The following is a 17,488-nucleotide window of genomic DNA, read 5'->3' on the forward strand; positions in this document are numbered from 1 at the left end:
CGCGATCGGCCGCCTGAAAGGAATGGAAATGCTAGACAGAAAGAGAGCACTTGTCACAGGGGGAACCTCCGGCATTGGTCTCGCGACAGCCAGGCTCCTTCATCAGAACGGCGCGCGCGTCGCGATTACAGGTCGTGACCCAATATCCCTTGAGAAGGCGCGCGCGAGCATAGGGGAGGACGTCGTCGCATTTCAGACGGATGTCTTGTCGCGAAACGCACTTCAGCAAATGGCAAACGGGGTCAAAGGAGTCTTTGGTGGGCTCGACGTCTTTTTCGCCAATGCAGGCATCGCCTATGTCACTCCGTTGGCCACAACGGACGAGGATCAATACGACCGCCTGATGGATACGAATGTGAAGTCGGTCTTCTTTTCGATCCAGGCGGTGGAACCCATCATGCAAGAGGGTGGCTCAATCATTTTGAACACCGCGTGGCTCAATCACGTCGGCTTGCCAGGTCGTGCAATCCTTTCGGCATCAAAAGCGGCGGTACGATCGTTTGCGCGGACTCTTTCGGCAGAACTACTCAGTCGGCGCATTCGCGTGAACGCAGTAAGTCCGGGTCTTGTCGACACGCCACTTCTTCGCGGCGTTGGCCGATCCGAACATCCGGGCCAAAGCGAGACCGAATTTCAAAACTACGTCTCCGGCGCAAGTAAACGGATCCCGATTGGCCGCCTTGGCCAGCCCGATGAAATTGCGGCAGCCGTGTTGTTCCTAGCCAGTGACTCGTCGAGCTACATGCTGGGATCAGAATTGGTGGTCGACGGCGGATTTGGAGAGCTTTGAGATCGTGATGGAGTTTAGCCAACGCGCGGAACTTACGGTGCTTAAAGGTCCAAAATCGTGTTTGCGAGGCTCCGCACGGCTTGCCTTTAGTATAGCGCGCTCTTCAAGGGATTTGAACTGACGATCCCTTTTAACCACGTGATAACAATCATTTATTGACCTTACGCCCAGGCAATCTCGCCTTCGTCCAAAAATCATTCGTGATAGGCGGCTCGACAAAGCGATGGGAGACGCTCGTGGCTGGGTCTTTGCCGGCCTTCCCGCGCGAACAGTAACAAACTGAACACAGCTATGCTACCCTAGGCACAACGTCGTCGAGGTGGGGTGAACACCACGCCAACGCAAAAGGCTATATGAGTTGGCCAAGGTGTAGATTCCTCTCACAATCTGCGGAGGTCAAGATGCCCGCTTACCTGATTGTAGAACACCGTATCACTGACCCTGACAAATTCCAGGAGTACAGCGCCAAGGTCCGGCCAATGATTGCCAACTGCGGCGGCCGTATCCTGACCCAGGGGGGCACGCACAAAGTGCTGGAGACCAACCATTTTTTGCCGGATCGCGTGGCGATCTTCGAGTTCCCTGACATGGCCACGCTAACCACCTGGTACAACTCCGCGGATTACAAGCCACTCATCGAACTCCGGCAGTCCGCGACGGACATGACAACGGATGTGATGATTGCAATTGATGGCGCCTGATTCATCGAAAGGCGCTGCCTAAAGAAGCAGTCCCTTTGATGGACAATCGGACACGCTGTTGATCAAAACCAGCGCGGAATGGCATGGGATCCAAGAGCGGGTCGCTGTCCCGAACGACAATACGGGCATTCATGAATGCCAATCCCGAAGAAATTCTCGCAAACCCATTCTGGGGCGGTCTTCCGGAGGAAGTGCACTACGAAGTGTCAAGCGAATTCAAGGACGACATGGCGCTCGGCTGGAACCAAGGCGGGATGACGTCGGTGGACGCCTTCTACCACTACTACTCCCACTTCACGCGCGAGCAGGATTATCTCGAAGCAAATCTGACGAAGCTTGTGACGCCCGTGACCGTGGTCTGGGGTAGCGACGATCTCTACTACATCAGCAAGGAGATGGGGATCGAACTCGCGGATCGGATCCAGGCGCCCCTCAAGCTTCTAGCCGGCGTCGGACACCACCCACATCTGCAGGCACAGAAGCAGACAATCGAGGAAATCCGCGCCTCGTTTCAATGAACCCTGTTGGATGCGGCGGCGGTGCCGCCGCATCCAGCGAAACCGATCTATCAACAGCAATGCAACCGTCGCCGATCCGATTGTCGATCGCGCCGTTGCGATGGAAGGAATTCGATATGATCTCGAAAACGCTCGTTGGCCTCGCAGCCTCGCTTATTGTGCTTGGACCAATGCCGACACTCGCTCAGTTCGACACTCCGGCTTCCACAACTTCCATGTCTGCCGGAGCGGCACATGCACCACAAACCGATCCGTTTGCAGACGTCGTGCATCATGTGGTTCGGGTGAACGGCGTGCGTTTCCACTATGTGGTCGCGGGGTCAGGCGAGCCCGTGGTGCTTCTTCCTGGCTGGCCGGAAAGCTGGATTTCGTGGCGAAAGATGACTCCGCTTCTTACCGCTGCGGGACGGCAGGTCTATGTGTTTGAGCCGCGGGGCTTCGGCGACAGTGACAAGCCCCAGACCGGCTATGACCTCGATACAGCGGCCCGTGATCTGCATGATTTCCTCGCGGCGACGGGACTCAATCGCCCTGGGGGCGTTGACATCATAGCACATGATGTCGGCACCTGGATCGCGCACGCGCATGCTGTCACCTTTCCGGCAGATGTGAAACGACTGGTGCTGACCGAAGCCCCGATCCTCGGCGTTTCTCCCCTGCCATCAGGCATTCCCAACGACGCAATCAATCTCAAGCTCTGGCAATTCGGCTTCAACCGATTGCCCGATCTCCCCGAAGTGCTCGTTCAGGGCCACGAGCGGGCCTATCTCACTTGGCTGTTCCAAACCAAGAGTTCTCGCAATTATGCGATCGAACCGGCGGCGGTCGATGAATATGTCCGGGTTTTCTCCACTCCTGGGGCGGCACGTGCCGGCTTCGAATGGTACCGCGCGGCTTTCAGCCCGGAAGGCATTGCTCGGGAGGAAGCGCGCGCGAAGCTCAGGTTGACGATGCCGGTCCTCGCGCTCGGGGGCAGTGACGGACTTGCCGACGGGCTGCGTGCCGCCACTGCGAGAATTGGCGACCATGTCGAGGGCGGGGCGATCCCCGGCAGCGGGCACTTCCTGCCGGAGGAAGCTCCAGATGAGTTTGCGGTCGCCGTCCTCGCCTTCTGGCAGAAAAATCCTTGATCGTGTTTATTCCTCAGTTCTCGAAATCCCGCGGTTTTTCAGACCGTCAATCCAGCAAAACCCATCAGCAGCCTGAACAGCATGGCGGCGACCGCTAGCGCGACCACGCTTGCTGTCGAGATCATCACCAGCCAGCCGAAGCGTCGCAGCCAGCGTTTGCGGGAGTGGGCGGCCGTGACCGCCATCAGTGATACCCCTCACCCGGCTTCACCTTTCCACGAAAGACGTAATAGGACCAGGCGGTGTAGACAAGGATGAAGGGAATTATGAACAGCGCGCCAACCAACGTGAAGCCCATGCTTTCCGGCGGCGAGGCGGCGTCCCAGATTGTTATCGTTGGCGGAATGATGTTCGGCCAGAAACTGATGGCAAATCCGCTATACCCGAGAAAAAGCATAAACAACGTCAGCACGAAGGGCCCGGCGTGAACTGCCTCGTTCTGCAAGCTCTTAAGTATCGCGAAGGTCACCAAGAGCACAAGGACCGGCACGGGTGCGAAGAAAACCATGTTCGGCAATGCGAACCAGCGGTTTGCGACCTCAGAATGGGAGGCTGGTGTCCATATGCTGACGACGATGATAGTGGCAAGCAGGACCAAGGTCACTGGCCGGGCAAGTTGCTTCATACGCTCGTGCAGTGCCCCTTCCGTCTTCATCACGAGCCAGGTCGAGCCAAGAAGTGCATAGGCAACGAGAAGGCCAAAACCGGTGAACAGGCTGAATGGCGTTAGCCAATCAAAGAGCCCTCCGGCATACGCTCCATTCTTGACCTCGAACCCGTTGATGAAAGCGCCGAGAGCAACCCCTTGCGAGAAGGTGGCGATATAGGAACCCCACGCAAACGCTTTATCCCAGAACAGCTTGTGAGCGTCGTCCGCCTTGAAGCGAAATTCGAAGCCGACACCGCGCCAGATCAGTCCAGCGAGCATCAGCATCAGTGGCAGGTAGAGCGCGCTGAGGATCACTGAATAGGCGAGTGGGAATGCCGCAAAAAGGGCGGCGCCGCCGAGCACCAGCCAGGTTTCGTTCCCATCCCAGACCGGAGCTACGGTATTGACCATCGTATCCCGTTCTCCGCGGTCGGAGATGAAAGGGAAGAGAATACCAATACCGAGGTCAAAGCCGTCCATAACGACATACATCATGAGACCAAACCCAATAATGATGGCCCAGATAAGGGGAAGATCGATGCCCATGGCGTCAGGCCTCCTTCTGCCTGGGAGAATTGAGTGATGGATCGATATGGTCGGGTGCAGCAGAGAGCGGCCGCGCCGGCCTTTGGGTTTGTCCCAGATCGCGTGGTGGAGAATCGTCAAAGGGTTGCGGCCCCTTGGCAACCAGTTTCAACATGTAGGTTATACCTGTGCCGAAGACCACAAAGTACATGACGAAGAAGACGATAAGCGTCGTCGATAGCGCCAGTGCCGAATGATTTGAGACGGCATCTTTCGTCCGCATTACGCCGTAGACCACCCATGGCTGGCGTCCGATCTCGGTCGTCAACCAGCCCGCAAGGATTGCGATTAGCCCGGCTGGACCCATTGCCACCGCGAAACGAAGGAAGAGCTTCGAGTGATAAAGGCGGCCGCGCCAGCGCAAATACAGACCCCAGATCCCCAGCAGTAGCATCAACATGCCAAGCCCCGCCATCAACCGGAACGTCCAGAAGATAATCGCGGAGTTCGGCCTGTCTTCCGGTGCGAACTCCTTGAGACCCGGGATTTGGCCGTCGAGTTCATGGGTCAGAATCAGGCTGCCAAGATAAGGGATTTCTACCGCGTAACGCGTCGTCTCCGCTTCCATATCGGGCAACCCAAAGAGGATCAATGGCTCGCTCCCGCCAGGTGTATTGTCCCAATGCCCCTCGATCGCTGCAATCTTGGCCGGTTGATATTTGAGCGTGTTCAATCCGTGCTGGTCTCCGATCAAAATCTGGATCGGTGCGACAACGATTATCATCCACATCGCCATCGAGAGCATGGTGCGTACTGCTGGCATCGCCCGGCCGCCCAGAATATGCCAGGCGCCAGATGCGCTGACGAATAGCGCAGTTGCAAGATAAGCGGCGATCGTCATGTGCGCGAGGCGATAAGGGAACGAAGGATTGAAGATCACCTTCAGCCAGTCGACCGGCACGACGCGACCGTTGATGATCTCGAAGCCCTGCGGGGTCTGCATCCAACTGTTCGAGGCTAGAATCCACGTGGCCGAGATCAGCGTGCCCGTGGCGACCATGATCGTCGCGAAAAAATGTAAACCGGGGCCGACCTTGTTCCAGCCAAAGAGCATGACACCGAGGAAGCCTGCCTCCAGAAAAAAAGCCGTCAAGACTTCGTAAGTGAGAAGCGGCCCGGTGATGCCGCCAGCGAAAGCCGAGAAATAGCTCCAGTTGGTACCGAACTGATACGCCATGACGAGGCCGGAGACGACGCCCATCGCAAAGTTGACGGCGAAGATCTTCGACCAGAAATGATAGAGGTCGCGATAGACCGTCTCCTTCCTCCACAACCACAAGCCTTCAAGTACGGCCAGATAGCTGGCGAGCCCGATCGTGATCGCCGGGAAGATGATGTGAAAGGAGATGGTAAAGCCGAACTGGATGCGTGCCAATTCAAGCGCCGTCAATCCGAACATAATCGCCCCCTTCGCCTGGAACACGCTTTTCACTTTGCCGCGCCGGTATCCCGACAGCTGATCCGCATCCGAGAGGCTTTGTCGCCCTCCTCGATCGGTTGCCGACGGTGAGGTTAAGAAATCGCACCGCGCATATTGACCGACTGTATAGAGATCGTTTTGGTTCGTGCGATGGCTCCCAATCGACTACAGCAAGCTCGATGGTCTCACCTCTGGCGCCAGATTTGACAGGTGCGTTCCAAGCGGATCAATGATGCTGGAGCCGCCGCGATGCCGTGGGCCGTTTGTTGAACCTCACCGCCTCGGCGTTCTGGTAATTGTGGCCGCACTTGTCGACGCGGTGAAATTCACGGGCTTCTATCCTGATTGTGTGAGGCAGAAAGCCCGCGCCAAGTTTGATCGTTTCGAGCAACCCGCCGATCCAGAGTTCTCTGCGCCGCCTAGGATAACAAAGAAACCTCGTAAATCCAACGCGTTCAAAACGACTTCTCTTGAAGGGGAATAGAACTGTCGACACGCACTCTTCTTTTAATAAGTCGCGAGATTCGTTGCGATTTGCGCATAAAGTTCAATTCCGGAACTTTGCGGCGTAAGGCCCTGTTATGGAAATGATCTACCTGAGTGGCTCGCCAAGTTTCAGATGGGAGCTTACGGTATCGATGCCTGATAATTTTGCGCCAATCGGTTTCTGGTGAGGGTTAAAGAGCGTCGATGAGGCTTCGCATTGATTGACAGAGGCGCTTTTGCCCTCTGGCTCAAGTAACCAATCAGGACGTCTTCGCCAGTTCGGCAGCCGCTTCGATCCGCAACCGTAGCCAGCGATGGGCGGGGTCGTTTCCAACACGATCGTGCCAGACCATTTGAACCTTTACGAGCGATGGTGCCCATGGCACAGCGGCATGTAAGGTGGATTTGTCCTTCAGCTTTTAGGTATGGGGATTGTCGCGTTTCATCGTCCCATAAAATTGAAAGACGACGACCCCTCCGGACACCCGGGTCGAGTTTCAAGCCTTGCCGTTTAACTGGCGCTGTTTGAAGAGGCCTTTCGCTGATCTGCATTTGCACGCTCGTCGTTCAGCCGCTGGCGAATGAGCTCCGCCCCACCTTCCATTCTTCGGGCGAAAGGTCGCTCGGGATCCACGACGCGCCAGTATGGGGCCTTGCCGCACTTGCTGATCTCCACGAGATGCCGCTGAACTGTCACCGGGCAGCAGGCGTCTGCGCCGTATTCAGTCGCGAGTGCCTGACGAATGGTTCCCAGGTCAGACAGCCGGGCTGGCGGCGCTGCCCAAAGCGCCTGACTGACCATCCCCTCGCTGGGAATCAACATGCTCTGAGTATGGATTCTGCCTTTACGCCTAGTCTTGATCACGGGAATCTCGCTCATGACCTGCCTCCGGTGTTGATGCTGGCAGAGGACGATCACCGGCGCCTCGATCCTACAGGCGTCGAAAGAAAAAATTGGCGCCTATCGGTGGGCAGTCTCGACCGCACCCATCGGAACCGCAAATCGCTTCGACATTATCCGTCGCGAAAATCTGGCTTTTCCACCTGATTTTTGCGACGAAACTTCCCCGAATAATCAGCAATCCCGTTTTGTCGCGGAAATTCCCAAAGCGAGCGGCGTGAAACATATCGTCAAATAGGTTCTCAAAGCCGTGTCTGTTCCAGAGGTGAAACGCGCGCAAGTGCTCTTGATTGAGAGACTTTTTCCGTGGCCAGATCCGCCCTGATTTCGATGCGCTGCCCATGGAAGGGAACAGCCGAGACGGTTTGTGCAAGCGTTCCAAAGGCGCGCCTAAATTCTCTATACCGCGTCGGCTTTGCCCCGCTGTAGCGTATCAATGCAGCCCCGCGCCTGGAATTGCGCGCGTCCTCGTCCAAGCCGAAATCGAACTCCCTCGGATGCTCGGCGACAAAATCCCAGGATGCGAGCGCCTGCATGCGCCGGGCGCCCGAGACCTCCTCGCGCTTGATCCGTGCGGAAAGCGTGTTCCAGTCATTCAGACCAAACTGCCGTGCAACGATATTGAGGGTTTCGCCATGGGAGACGGAAACATTTCTTGCACGCAATATTTCCTCAAGCACCTTCGCCATGTGCTTGGCTTCTCTGTAGGTATTCATCGCTTTTCCCGTGATGGATCGGACCACCAAGCCAGTGCTCACATTTCTGACGGACCGATCTCTCGCGAGAAGTTGATCGTCAATCTGGTGCTTTCACCATGCCCGTAGAGGCGTGAGCGGACGGGTAGCACCAACCTTCTTTCAGGCTGAACGGTCCAATGATTCCTGTCAAGCGATCTACACTTGGTGCCCAACCAAGGCGGTTTGCAACGCGGCACGTCGCTCTGCGATCGTTCTACCTAGTTTGTCGAAAACTGCTTCAGTACAGCGTTCCAGAGGTTGAACAATTCGGCTTGCGCTAGAAATGGCGAGTCCGGCTGGACGGCTGTCTGCACAAGCACCAAGTGGGTCGTCGGATCAACAATGATACGTTGGCCGCTCAATCCATCCATCCAAAACATGCGATCGGGTCCGGGGAACAACCACGTCAAATACCCGTATCCGTATGTACCTTCTATCGCTCGGAATGACCCTTGCTCAACAGGCTGTGTAGCATCGAGTATCCATTGACGTGGGATGATCTGGTGGCCATTCCAAAGGCCGTCATGAGCAAGGAGCAGGCCGAAACGGGCATAGTCTCTCAGAGTTGCACTGAAAGAGGCGAATGCCTGTTCCTGACCGGAATTATCAACCACCCAAGTAGCGGAAGCCTCCGCCCCCATCGGCTGCCATATCCGCGTTTGCAGGTATTCGGACATCGTCATATGGGTGGCACGGGTAAGCACTAGGCCCAAAACCTCCGGGTCGAGGGCCTTGTAATGCCAATGGGTATCTGGGGGAGCAACTCGTTGGTTGAACTGCGACACAGCCTCGACGGTGCTGATTTTCGTTTTGCCGAGCAGCAGGTGAACGAGCTTGGCGTTGTCGTCTCTTCCACTGTAATTCTCGGTGAAGGCGATGCCCGACGCCATATGAAGCAAGGCCCGGATTGGGGTGCTGCCAATCTCCGTGCCCTTCAATTCGGGGACGTAGGTCTCAGCCGTGTCATCGACCGAATGGATCGCACCTTCGGAAATCGCAATTCCAATAAGCATAGCGGTGATGGTCTTGGCCATCGACTGCGAAAGAAATCGGTCGTGGTCGGTGCGACCGTACTGGTAATGCTCGTAGAGAATAGTCTGGTCATGCGCTATCAGCAGTCCCGTCGCCGGGTTGCGTGCGAGGTAGTCAGGTAAGGTCGCCATAGATGGCACGAAGGTATTGTTGTCAACGGGGTAGGAAGCGGTGATTTCATCCGGGGCCCGCAACAGCGGCGAAGGCTTCTCTGCAGCAGCGATTATGCTTGTCTTGATACCAGGCAACTGATCGAAATGACTGTAGTCGCCGACCATGTTTTCTGGTTTCGTTAGAGGCCAGTGCACCGGATAGCCAAGTTGTTCACCGTAAGTCTCGGCGTTGGGTCCGGTGTCCGAGAAGACGGGACCAGCCTTCGGTGTCTCTTGGGCATCACACACCGAAACCCCGAAAACTAGCGGCAATACGACCGCCAGTGCAGTACTTCTCCACCCATACATAGCTTTCCTCCAAGATCAGTATGGAGGGACATTTACGGCAGTTTGGCTTCCGCTTTTGTGACGATTGCTGTTGGGAGGGGTTCGCCAATGTACACTGACCGACAAACTGGCGATCAGGAAAATCTCCGTCGAAGACCCAGCCTGTCGCATCGCTTGATTTCGAGCTGGCCTCTTAGAGCAGGACGGCCTCTTCAGCGCCGGGCGTCTTCCTCTTGACCCACAGCTCGCTCGTCCGCTCCATCTCCAATCGGTCGGGCGGGAAGACACGCCGCTGGAACGCGAGGGCCTCGTCGAAGCTGCCGTTCAGCCAGCGCTGGTATTCATCGCGGTGCAAGAGAACGGGCATCCTGTCGTGGACCGGAGCAACGGCGTCGTTGGCATTCGTCATCACGCCGGAATAGACCGGACCCCATTCGTCGCTGACCCGCCAAAGGCCCGCCCAGGCGAATATCGGCTCGTCCCGCAGACTAAACCAAGTCCGCGTCTTCGCGCCTTTGGGGCCCTCCGGTTCCGCGAAGTGAGTGACCGGGATGAGGCAACGCCACTGCGGCTTGCGAGCCAGGCCGATCCACATTCCCTTTGTGAGATCCGCGATGTTGTTCACGGGCTTCGGCTTCGCTTCCGGTTTCATGCCTTTGAGACGCAGCGGGAAACCCCAAGTCATTGATCTCATAGCAGGCGCACCGTCCTGCTCGACGATGGCCAGCCCCGCTCCTCCGGGATAGACCTCGTCCGGCGCATTCGACAAAATCGGATTAAGGACGCCAAAGTGAGCGGCTACTTCAGCCGCGCTTTTGCGAACGGTGTAGAGATTACACATGCTGGTCCCTTTTGTTCGAGTGAACGAGGCCGCTATAGTGGCAAAGAAGTCTGTCGTCTCGGCTGCGGACGCGGCGGCATCCCGCTCCTCCACAGGTCGCGCGTATGAAGCACGTCCAGCTCTTCGGACGCAATCGGTTCGCGGAACTGGAATGCGATGACGTCCTCGATCCCGCCATGGAGCCACAGATCCCATTCCGCTTTTCGCAGGAGGACCGGCATGCGGTCGTTCAAGGGGCGGACGATCTCCGGGGCAGTCGTCGTCATCCCCGCGAAGACGGGGCCGAACTCTTGAGTGTTTCGGCAGAAGCCCGCCCACGCGGCAAGCGGCTCCCTCCGCAACGAGAACCATGTACGCTTCTTCTCTCCCCTGGGCCCTTCCGGATTCGCAAAATGGGTGATCGGGATAAGGCAACGATATTTGGGATCGACCACAGTTCCGGACCACAACGGATTCGTGAGATCGGCAACCAACCCGATACGTCCGGGCGGCTCCCCTTCCGCCCGCATCTCCCTGGTGTGTCTCGGGAAGCCCCACGGTATCCACTTGAGCGTGCGGAGCCCGTCCTTCTCGATGACGACCAGCCCGTATGTCCCTTCGACAGTTTCTGTCGGCACCTCGACCGACGCGGGGACGTCGACACCGAAGTGGGAGACAATCTCATCGATAGTTCGCGTGACTGCGAATAGCCGTGACATCGGTGCCTGTCCGGATTTCAGCGATATCCCCGAGTACATCGCCAAGATCAAATTCTATCGACCGCTGTGGTCTGGTGTCGTGTCCCGAAGCAACCTCAAAATCAGGCTTGAAACTAGCCCTTCGAGTTTTCAGCCGCCTTCCGGGCAATGTTGTTGAGCAGCGTTTCGACCTCCGAGGCGTGCCCGTGGCCGAGCGTGGCGATATCGGCCGAATCCGTGATTGCAGCAAGGACCTCCGCCTCGCTCCAGCCCTTATCGACGCCAGCTTTGAACATCGCGGAGAATTCCTTGGAAATGGCCCACTTGCAGGCTTGATGCCGATCCACCTCTTCGACGATACCCTCTGACTCATCGATCCAGGCCTCCGGATCATCGTCCAAATACGAGCGATCCTCTCTATCGAAACCCTGAGCGAAAACGAGGAGTTGCCAAACGATCGGCTCGCCATTCTCATGCATGTGGTCGTCGCCAGGAGGCAGCGGATTCCACTAGGCGCCCCAAAACCAGATCAATCGATGCCAGGCAATGGAACGTTCGGCGTTTTTTAGTGTTTAGCTGGCGAGCGCGGGCTGTGCCAAACGGACGCGACGGTGCAGAAGAACATCGGAGTTTTTCCGTTTTCCTCCGATGGCCAACGAAACGGCAGTCGAGCTTCTTACCCGTCCACCCGCTCTCACCAGAGGGGGCACATTGAAGATCGCGACCTATAACGTGAATGGCGTGAAGGGCAGGCTTGACGTGCTGCTGCGATGGCTTGCCGAAGATGGTCCGGATGTCGTGTGCCTGCAGGAATTGAAGACGCCGGACGACAAATTTCCCCGAAAGGCTATCGAGCAGGCTGGCTACGGCGCGATCTGGCACGGTCAGAAGAGCTGGAACGGGGTTGCCATTCTGGCAAGAGACGCAGAACCCCTCCTCACCCGACGAGGCCTTCCGGGCGACCCTGATGACACGCACAGCCGTTACATCGAGGCCGCGGTGAACGGTCTTCTGATTGGCTGCCTTTATCTTCCAAACGGCAGCCCCGCGCCCGGCCCGAAATTCGACTACAAGCTTCGTTGGTTCGAGCGCCTGCAGCATTACGCGCGTGAACTTCTGGACCTCGACGTGCCCGCAATGCTGGTCGGCGATTTCAACGTGATGCCGAGCGATCTCGACGTGTATGCACCAGAACGGTGGCGAGACGACGCCCTGTTCCGTCCCGAAGTCCGCGAGGCGTATGCTGCCCTTGTTGCCCAGGGATGGACGGACGCGATCCGCCACCTGCATCCGGATGAGCGCGTCTATACATTCTGGAAATATTTCCGGAACGCGTTCGCCCGAGACGCCGGACTGCGCATCGACCATTTCCTATTGTCGCCGAGTGGCTCGTATCGACCACGGTCTGCAGGGATGTCCGCAGCTGGGAGCATACCAGCGACCACGCTCCCGTCATCATCGAACTCAACCACGCATAAATTGACCGCCGCAGCAGCGGCTTGCACCTCAAGAGAAAGCCCGGCGGTTGTACCGGGCCATCGAAGATCAATCGCGATGTTCTGGCATTTCCTTCAATTGATCTTTCGTCCAGTTGGTTACGGCGTGGACGTCGCCGTCTTCATCTCGCATGAAATCGAGATCGCTGATCGGGACGGCAACTGGCTTTGCACCGATTCCGAGGAAGCCGCCAACGTCGATAACAATGCTGCCAACGCCAGCTCCGCCGGCGCCATGAACGTGGTCCACCTTCCCTACCTTGTCGTCGTCAGCGCCGTACACCGTTGCGCCTTCAAGAATAGCAGGGGTAAGCTCGGCAGGGGTAAGTCGAACGTGATTGGTGTGATCCATTTTCGTGCTCCCATGGTTTGGACTGGATCAACCATCCGGGGGAACAATTGTTCCGGCCGTCGTCCGGATCCGGCAATGGAAGCGGACAATGCTCGATTGCCAGGCGACGCACATGAAGGATCCTGAGAGAGCTCACAGCCGCGCGGCGTTCTTGAACAACCCGCCGAGGTGTGAGAGCAATCGAGAGTCACCTCTTCCTCGGAACTTCGTTTCAAGCCGCCAGTTTCAACGGCTCTCGCTTCCGGCCTTGTTCAACTATCACGCGGCTGCCGCTATATGGGATGAAGCCAGACTTCTGGAGCGCTTCCGCAAGCGTCGGCTTCTTTGCAACGTTAGCTTTCGCATCCATTTTCGAACTCCTGATGGTGACATTAACGAGCAGTCCAAAGACGTCAACGTCCGGTCGGTAGACCTGAGAGTCAATCCCGAACCCAGCGCCAGGGAATCCCTTGCGGTTCAGCTTTCCCGCTAGCCATCGTTGGCACCCACCAACATCGTCAGGATAATCCAGGCGATTACGAAGACCGATATTTCCGCCAATCGATCGACAACGTGCCGCTTGAAGACCACGGCCCAGACCAGGCAAAGCAGCGCGAAACCGGTGGTATACAGGTGAAGCTCGGTCATATGGTCATCGCATGTAAGACAGCCGTCCTGTCCCATGGCGTAGTAGAGGTCATGAAGATAATACCAGGTTGTGGTGTTGGCCCACCACGCGAGAGCACAAATCATTACCCACGACAGCAATCTGAGACGCCGCCCCAGAAAGCAGGCAAACCAAGCGAGTACGGCGACTGAGATATACATCCCGTTGGTCGTGTATCCGTCGGGTCGATAAAACCCGTCATCGTCTTTGCTGAACGCCAGCTCATAACCACGCACCAACGAAGTCATTCCGACGATCAGGATGGCCGCCGAAAGAGCCAGCCGAAACCATCGTTCGGGTTTGCTATCTCTTAAAAGATAATTCAAGGAACCACACCTCGGGAAGATTATTTACAAGCTGCCGCCTGCTGACCGACCTGCTGATAATGACTAAAAATTGCCGCCACGACTTTCGGATCGAGCCCGCATTCCTCCGGATCGGCATTGATCTCATGTATCATTGCCCCGCGGTTTGCCGCCGCCGCCTTCAGCAGCGCGCAGTGATCATTCTTGAACTGCAGTTTCTCGGCATCGAACATGTTTTCCAAAACGTTGATCGTCTTGACGCACTTGTTATCGTTTACGGCAGCGTTGGCTGCGGAGGAAACAACGGCGGCGAGGAGAGCAACAGCATAGAACGCATTCGAGCAATCGATTCTGAAAACAATCATGATCAATATCCAGCGTGAAAAAGCGGTCGATATAAGATGAGCCTACAACCTGATTGATTCGCCGCTAAGGAGATATTCGTACGGGAACGGGACGCAGTCTCCGACTGGTCTAGCCTCGCGTGGGCCAAGCTTCCGCTTTCGAAATACCCGATGCGATCGACAAGGACACCAAGTGCGGAATGTTTCTGGCACCGAACGCTGACTTCAGCCGTTCGACTCGATGTTCAATTGTCCGCGGCGAAAGATTCATGGCATTGCCGATTTCCTTGACGAGCATGCCTTCGGCAAGCAACTGCAAGATAGCCAGGTCGGAATCATCGAGTCCTTGAACGCGAGCTTTCGCCGGAAGCAGAATGTGGATCCCGATGAGACTGATGCACCAATTGCTTCTCGCTACGGAATTCTTCTGCGGCAAAACCAACCGATCATAAGCCATCCAAACGTCGAGAACCGTGGCGGCGACATAATCAATGACGGGATGTTGACGTTCGGCAGCAGCCACGTTGGCCGGAGCCACGACTTCGCAAAGAAATCTCCGATCTGGAAAATCGGCAAATGAAAAAGGCTGCTGCAGACGCTTCATGCTTTCGAATCCTGTCGGCAGTTCATAGCGTTTGATGAAGTCCATCCGGAAGCTGTCGCTAGCAACTGAACTTGTGTCGACGACGAGCAAGGCCATGTGTGGGCGAAGAAGATCGTCTACTGGGCCATAGACTTCCTCCGGATGACCGCCGTCGGCGCCAGAGATCCATGAATCCATCAGAAGCTGCGAAATTTGCTTGAAAGTCGCCGACGGCTTCACGACTGCGTCCTTGCAATCTTGGTGACTTGCACAGCTCTCAGCGACGAAAACGAACCATTTTGTCACGACACTAGGAGCTGTTTTGTCTCATGCATCACCCTTCGCCATTGTTGTCTTCTTGAGTTTTGAGCCACCCGATGCCCGTCGCGCAAAAGCGTTCCATTCTGTCAATGGCGTCGACATCGGAGGATGCGTGGAAAGACTAGATGGCAAAGATTGGATATGCGCGAGTCTCTACAGCAGACCAGAGTCTGGACCTGCAAAAGAATGCGCTCTTAGGTGCGGGATGCTCGCGGATATTCGAGGATCATGGGATTTCCGGAACACACAGCCGAAGGCGCGGACTGGACTCGACGCTTCGAGCTCTCCGGAGAGGCGACATCCTCGTCGTGTGGCGCCTGGATCGCCTAGGCAGGTCGTTACGCCATCTCATATCGGTGATCGACAAGCTGCAACGGCGTGGCGTCGCCTTTCTGTCTTTGACGGAAAACATCGATACACTCTCGGCAGGAGGTCGACTGATATTCCATATCTTCGCTGCCATCGCAGAATTCGAGCGATCGTTGATACGCGAACGGACTAAAGCTGGTATCGAAGCCGCCAGGGCACGTGGGAAATGCCTAGGGAGGCGTCGATCATTGACCACGGATCAATGTTTCGAGATCAGGGAAGCGATGAACACGGGATCATCGATAGAAGAGGTTGCCCGTCGATACAACGTGCACCCGAGGACTGTTGCCCGAGGAATCGGGCGATTGAAGCATGGATAGCCATTCTATCCGCGGTCACTGAAAGAGCTGCAACAGGATTCGCGGCGCTGAATTGGCAACCTGCAGACTCTGGATCGTAAGCTGCTGCTGGGTCTTCAGCGCATTCATCCGGGCGGATGTTTCTTCCATATCGGCGTCCACGAGCTTGCCGATCCCCGAATTGAGGCTGTCGAGCAGCTTGCTTGTGAAGTCTGCCTGCTGATCACTCCGCTGCTTGAGAGATCCGAGCGTCGACCCGGCGGCCGTCAGCTTGTCGAGCATGCCGTCGACCCCGGTCAGGTAGTGATCGAGATCGGCCGCGGGGGTCGTTACATCGACATCGAGAAGGCCGAAGTCGGGGAGATCCGTGAAGTCGTCGCAGGCAGGGCCGATACCGAGGGATGTCTTGCTTCCCGCTTCCTTCAGGATGGTCGGGTCTTCCTGATAGAGAAGGTATGACCCCTCCGAGGTGGCGGTCAGGCCGAGGTTCTGCTTCGACATGGCGTCGTTGAGGACGGCAGCGAGATCGTCGCTGGAATTCACCATGCCGTCGTTCGTGCCGAGCGCGTCGTTGACCGTCTGCCTGTCGATGTCGAGGAGCGTCGTCGTTCCGTTGATGGAAATGGGAACATGGATTTCCGCGGAATAGTCGACCTTGAAGGGCTGGTCCCAGTAGCTGATGAGCGCAGGCCGTGCGCCATAGCTGGTGCCTGTGGGCTGGAGGCCGCCTGTTTTTCCCGATGCGAGCGTCGAGGCTACGCTGGTCACCTGGATGGAAGATCCCGTCAGTCCCGAAGTCTCGTTCGACAGGAGCGCGTAGCCGTACGACGAGCCGCTCATCGTGGAAAAGATCGCTCCGGTCGACTGCAGGGCCTTCTGCATGACATTGGCGAACTGGTCACGGGTGGAAACGACGCCGTTGAGAGTCGGGTCGGCCTGGTCGACTGTGGATCTGTCGATCCTGACGGTCACCGTGTTGCCGGGGCCGGGCGACGGAGTTGTCGACGGATCCTCCGCGTCGATGACCATCGTGAAGGTGATGGCTGTCGAATTGTCTGTGAAGTTGAGCGGCCCATTGAACGTGAAGCTCTGGATGGACCCGCTCCCGTCTGTGAACACGTCGGTGTTGCGCAGTCCGCCGATCGTGCCAGTCGACCTGTCGTCGGCCTGCAGGATGCCACCGCCCCCTGAGTTGAACAGCGAGATGCCCTGAAGGTCCACGGTGGTCTTGTTCAGCTCGACCGACGATCCCGTTCTGACAAAGCTCGACACGAGGCTCGCGGTGTCCTCGGAGGGATCGTAGAGGTCTCCGACATTGGTGGACAGCCAGTTCTGCCCGCTGAAGCTGGAGGAGTCGGCGATGGAGACGACCTGCTGCTTGAGCTGGTCGAGCTCGCTCTGGATCTTGGTCTTGTCGACCCCGGGTTCCATGGCCGAGACGATCTTGGATCTGAACTGGCTGACGAGGTCGATCACGGAATCGACGCCCGAATACGCGGTGTCGATCGTCGCGCTGCCAAGTGCGATGGCATCGCTGGCGGCGGTGATCGCATGCGAGTCCGACCGCATGGTCGTGGCGATAGACCAGTAGGCGGCATTGTCGGAGGCGGAGGCCACCCGCAGGCCGCTACTGATTTGATCCTGGTTGCGGGTCAGTTGGTTGTTGACCGCCTGTAACGTGGCCAAAGCCGCTGTCGCTGATGAGTTCGTCAGGATGCTTGTCATGACCATACCGGGAAATGGATTGAGGTCGGTATCGTCATGTACCGGAGTGCGGAAACCCCGCAGCCGGAAGATGTAATTATGCAGTTAACGAATGGCGCCAAATCGGAGGGGGAAACTACCCTTTCCGCAAACCGATCGTCC

The 17,488-nt window shown here is 57.0% G+C and carries 19 protein-coding genes and 1 pseudogene; 6 read left to right on the forward strand and 14 right to left on the reverse strand.

The window, feature by feature from the left end; translation table 11 throughout:
* Positions 1-28: 28 nt before the first annotated feature.
* The 4 genes from DTW90_RS22570 to DTW90_RS22585 all read left to right on the forward strand — a co-directional run bounded on the left by DTW90_RS22570 (position 29) and on the right by DTW90_RS22585 (position 3,139).
* A complete protein-coding gene (locus DTW90_RS22570; RefSeq protein WP_149341110.1) occupies positions 29-790 on the forward strand; it encodes an SDR family oxidoreductase in 762 nt (253 codons plus the stop codon).
* 401 nt (positions 791-1,191) lie between these two features.
* Positions 1,192-1,491 carry a DUF1330 domain-containing protein gene (locus DTW90_RS22575; RefSeq protein WP_188080020.1) on the forward strand — a complete coding sequence of 100 codons (300 nt, stop codon included), beginning with the start codon at positions 1,192-1,194 and terminating at the stop codon, positions 1,489-1,491.
* Positions 1,492-1,574: 83 nt separating this feature from the next.
* Positions 1,575-2,009 carry an alpha/beta hydrolase gene (locus DTW90_RS22580; RefSeq protein ID WP_246665012.1) on the forward strand — a complete coding sequence of 145 codons (435 nt, stop codon included), beginning with the start codon at positions 1,575-1,577 and terminating at the stop codon, positions 2,007-2,009.
* A gap of 116 nt (positions 2,010-2,125) precedes the next feature.
* A complete protein-coding gene (locus DTW90_RS22585; protein ID WP_210251426.1) occupies positions 2,126-3,139 on the forward strand; it encodes an alpha/beta hydrolase in 1,014 nt (337 codons plus the stop codon).
* Positions 3,140-3,177: 38 nt separating this feature from the next.
* Here the strand turns inward: DTW90_RS22585 and DTW90_RS22590 are convergent, their stop codons facing one another.
* The 9 genes from DTW90_RS22590 to DTW90_RS22630 form a co-directional block, all read right to left on the reverse strand.
* Positions 3,178-3,324, reverse strand: a complete 147-nt coding sequence (locus DTW90_RS22590; protein ID WP_149341114.1) for a DUF2474 family protein — start codon at positions 3,322-3,324, stop codon at positions 3,178-3,180.
* Positions 3,324-4,334, reverse strand: a complete 1,011-nt coding sequence (gene cydB, locus DTW90_RS22595; RefSeq protein ID WP_149341116.1) for a cytochrome d ubiquinol oxidase subunit II — start codon at positions 4,332-4,334, stop codon at positions 3,324-3,326. Before cydB ends, DTW90_RS22590 begins: the two co-directional genes overlap by 1 nt.
* Positions 4,335-4,338: 4 nt before the next feature.
* A complete protein-coding gene (locus tag DTW90_RS22600) occupies positions 4,339-5,772 on the reverse strand; it encodes a cytochrome ubiquinol oxidase subunit I (RefSeq protein WP_149341117.1) in 1,434 nt (477 codons plus the stop codon).
* Between the two features lie 1,018 nt (positions 5,773-6,790).
* Positions 6,791-7,159 carry a hypothetical protein gene (locus DTW90_RS22605; protein ID WP_149341119.1) on the reverse strand — a complete coding sequence of 123 codons (369 nt, stop codon included), beginning with the start codon at positions 7,157-7,159 and terminating at the stop codon, positions 6,791-6,793.
* Between the two features lie 263 nt (positions 7,160-7,422).
* Entirely contained in the window at positions 7,423-7,896 is a 474-nt protein-coding gene (locus tag DTW90_RS22610; RefSeq protein WP_149341121.1) for a glyoxalase superfamily protein, read from the reverse strand.
* A gap of 239 nt (positions 7,897-8,135) precedes the next feature.
* Complete coding sequence (locus DTW90_RS22615; protein ID WP_149341123.1) at positions 8,136-9,410, reverse strand: serine hydrolase; 1,275 nt, start codon at positions 9,408-9,410, stop codon at positions 8,136-8,138.
* 172 nt (positions 9,411-9,582) lie between these two features.
* Positions 9,583-10,230 (reverse strand): SOS response-associated peptidase family protein, encoded by a 648-nt coding sequence (locus DTW90_RS22620; RefSeq protein ID WP_149341125.1) that lies wholly within the window; start codon positions 10,228-10,230, stop codon positions 9,583-9,585.
* A 32-nt stretch (positions 10,231-10,262) separates the two neighbouring features.
* Positions 10,263-10,928: an SOS response-associated peptidase family protein gene (locus DTW90_RS22625; protein ID WP_132523697.1), complete on the reverse strand. Its 666-nt coding sequence runs from the start codon at positions 10,926-10,928 to the stop codon at positions 10,263-10,265.
* A gap of 113 nt (positions 10,929-11,041) precedes the next feature.
* The gene (locus DTW90_RS22630; RefSeq protein WP_149341127.1) at positions 11,042-11,308 is read right to left on the reverse strand and encodes a hypothetical protein; all 267 of its coding nucleotides are present in this window, start codon (positions 11,306-11,308) and stop codon (positions 11,042-11,044) included.
* A 310-nt stretch (positions 11,309-11,618) separates the two neighbouring features.
* On the opposite strand from DTW90_RS22630, the pseudogene xth reads away from it, so the two are divergent.
* Positions 11,619-12,385: pseudogene (xth, locus tag DTW90_RS22635) on the forward strand (exodeoxyribonuclease III).
* Between the two features lie 67 nt (positions 12,386-12,452).
* Here the strand turns inward: xth and DTW90_RS22640 are convergent.
* From DTW90_RS22640 to DTW90_RS22655, 4 genes are all read right to left on the reverse strand, one after another.
* Complete coding sequence (locus DTW90_RS22640) at positions 12,453-12,755, reverse strand: PRC-barrel domain-containing protein (RefSeq protein ID WP_132523699.1); 303 nt, start codon at positions 12,753-12,755, stop codon at positions 12,453-12,455.
* A gap of 468 nt (positions 12,756-13,223) precedes the next feature.
* A complete protein-coding gene (locus tag DTW90_RS22645) occupies positions 13,224-13,727 on the reverse strand; it encodes a hypothetical protein (RefSeq protein WP_149341129.1) in 504 nt (167 codons plus the stop codon).
* A gap of 20 nt (positions 13,728-13,747) precedes the next feature.
* Positions 13,748-14,077, reverse strand: a complete 330-nt coding sequence (locus DTW90_RS22650; RefSeq protein WP_149341131.1) for a hypothetical protein — start codon at positions 14,075-14,077, stop codon at positions 13,748-13,750.
* Between the two features lie 103 nt (positions 14,078-14,180).
* Positions 14,181-14,873, reverse strand: a complete 693-nt coding sequence (locus DTW90_RS22655; RefSeq protein WP_149341133.1) for a helix-turn-helix transcriptional regulator — start codon at positions 14,871-14,873, stop codon at positions 14,181-14,183.
* A 206-nt stretch (positions 14,874-15,079) separates the two neighbouring features.
* Between DTW90_RS22655 and DTW90_RS22660 the strand changes: the two genes are divergently transcribed.
* A complete protein-coding gene (locus DTW90_RS22660) occupies positions 15,080-15,643 on the forward strand; it encodes a recombinase family protein (protein WP_149341135.1) in 564 nt (187 codons plus the stop codon).
* 15 nt (positions 15,644-15,658) lie between these two features.
* Here DTW90_RS22660 and DTW90_RS22665 read toward each other — a convergent pair whose 3' ends face one another.
* Entirely contained in the window at positions 15,659-17,347 is a 1,689-nt protein-coding gene (locus tag DTW90_RS22665) for a flagellin (protein ID WP_188080021.1), read from the reverse strand.
* Positions 17,348-17,488: the final 141 nt, after the last annotated feature.

This window comes from Neorhizobium sp. P12A, from assembly GCF_008365395.1.
Classification (GTDB): Bacteria; Pseudomonadota; Alphaproteobacteria; order Rhizobiales; family Rhizobiaceae; genus Rhizobium.

Coding starts and splice junctions, on each gene's coding strand:
- DTW90_RS22570 (WP_149341110.1), top strand. CDS start 29: ATGCTAGACAGAAAGAGAGCACTTGTCACAGGGGGAACCTCCGGCATT.
- DTW90_RS22575 (WP_188080020.1), top strand. CDS start 1,192: ATGCCCGCTTACCTGATTGTAGAACACCGTATCACTGACCCTGACAAA.
- DTW90_RS22580 (WP_246665012.1), top strand. CDS start 1,575: ATGGGATCCAAGAGCGGGTCGCTGTCCCGAACGACAATACGGGCATTC.
- DTW90_RS22585 (WP_210251426.1), top strand. CDS start 2,126: ATGATCTCGAAAACGCTCGTTGGCCTCGCAGCCTCGCTTATTGTGCTT.
- DTW90_RS22590 (WP_149341114.1), bottom strand. CDS start 3,324: ATGGCGGTCACGGCCGCCCACTCCCGCAAACGCTGGCTGCGACGCTTC.
- cydB (WP_149341116.1), bottom strand. CDS start 4,334: ATGGGCATCGATCTTCCCCTTATCTGGGCCATCATTATTGGGTTTGGT.
- DTW90_RS22600 (WP_149341117.1), bottom strand. CDS start 5,772: ATGTTCGGATTGACGGCGCTTGAATTGGCACGCATCCAGTTCGGCTTT.
- DTW90_RS22605 (WP_149341119.1), bottom strand. CDS start 7,159: ATGAGCGAGATTCCCGTGATCAAGACTAGGCGTAAAGGCAGAATCCAT.
- DTW90_RS22610 (WP_149341121.1), bottom strand. CDS start 7,896: ATGAATACCTACAGAGAAGCCAAGCACATGGCGAAGGTGCTTGAGGAA.
- DTW90_RS22615 (WP_149341123.1), bottom strand. CDS start 9,410: ATGTATGGGTGGAGAAGTACTGCACTGGCGGTCGTATTGCCGCTAGTT.
- DTW90_RS22620 (WP_149341125.1), bottom strand. CDS start 10,230: ATGTGTAATCTCTACACCGTTCGCAAAAGCGCGGCTGAAGTAGCCGCT.
- DTW90_RS22625 (WP_132523697.1), bottom strand. CDS start 10,928: ATGTCACGGCTATTCGCAGTCACGCGAACTATCGATGAGATTGTCTCC.
- DTW90_RS22640 (WP_132523699.1), bottom strand. CDS start 12,755: ATGGATCACACCAATCACGTTCGACTTACCCCTGCCGAGCTTACCCCT.
- DTW90_RS22660 (WP_149341135.1), top strand. CDS start 15,080: ATGGCAAAGATTGGATATGCGCGAGTCTCTACAGCAGACCAGAGTCTG.
- DTW90_RS22665 (WP_188080021.1), bottom strand. CDS start 17,347: ATGACAAGCATCCTGACGAACTCATCAGCGACAGCGGCTTTGGCCACG.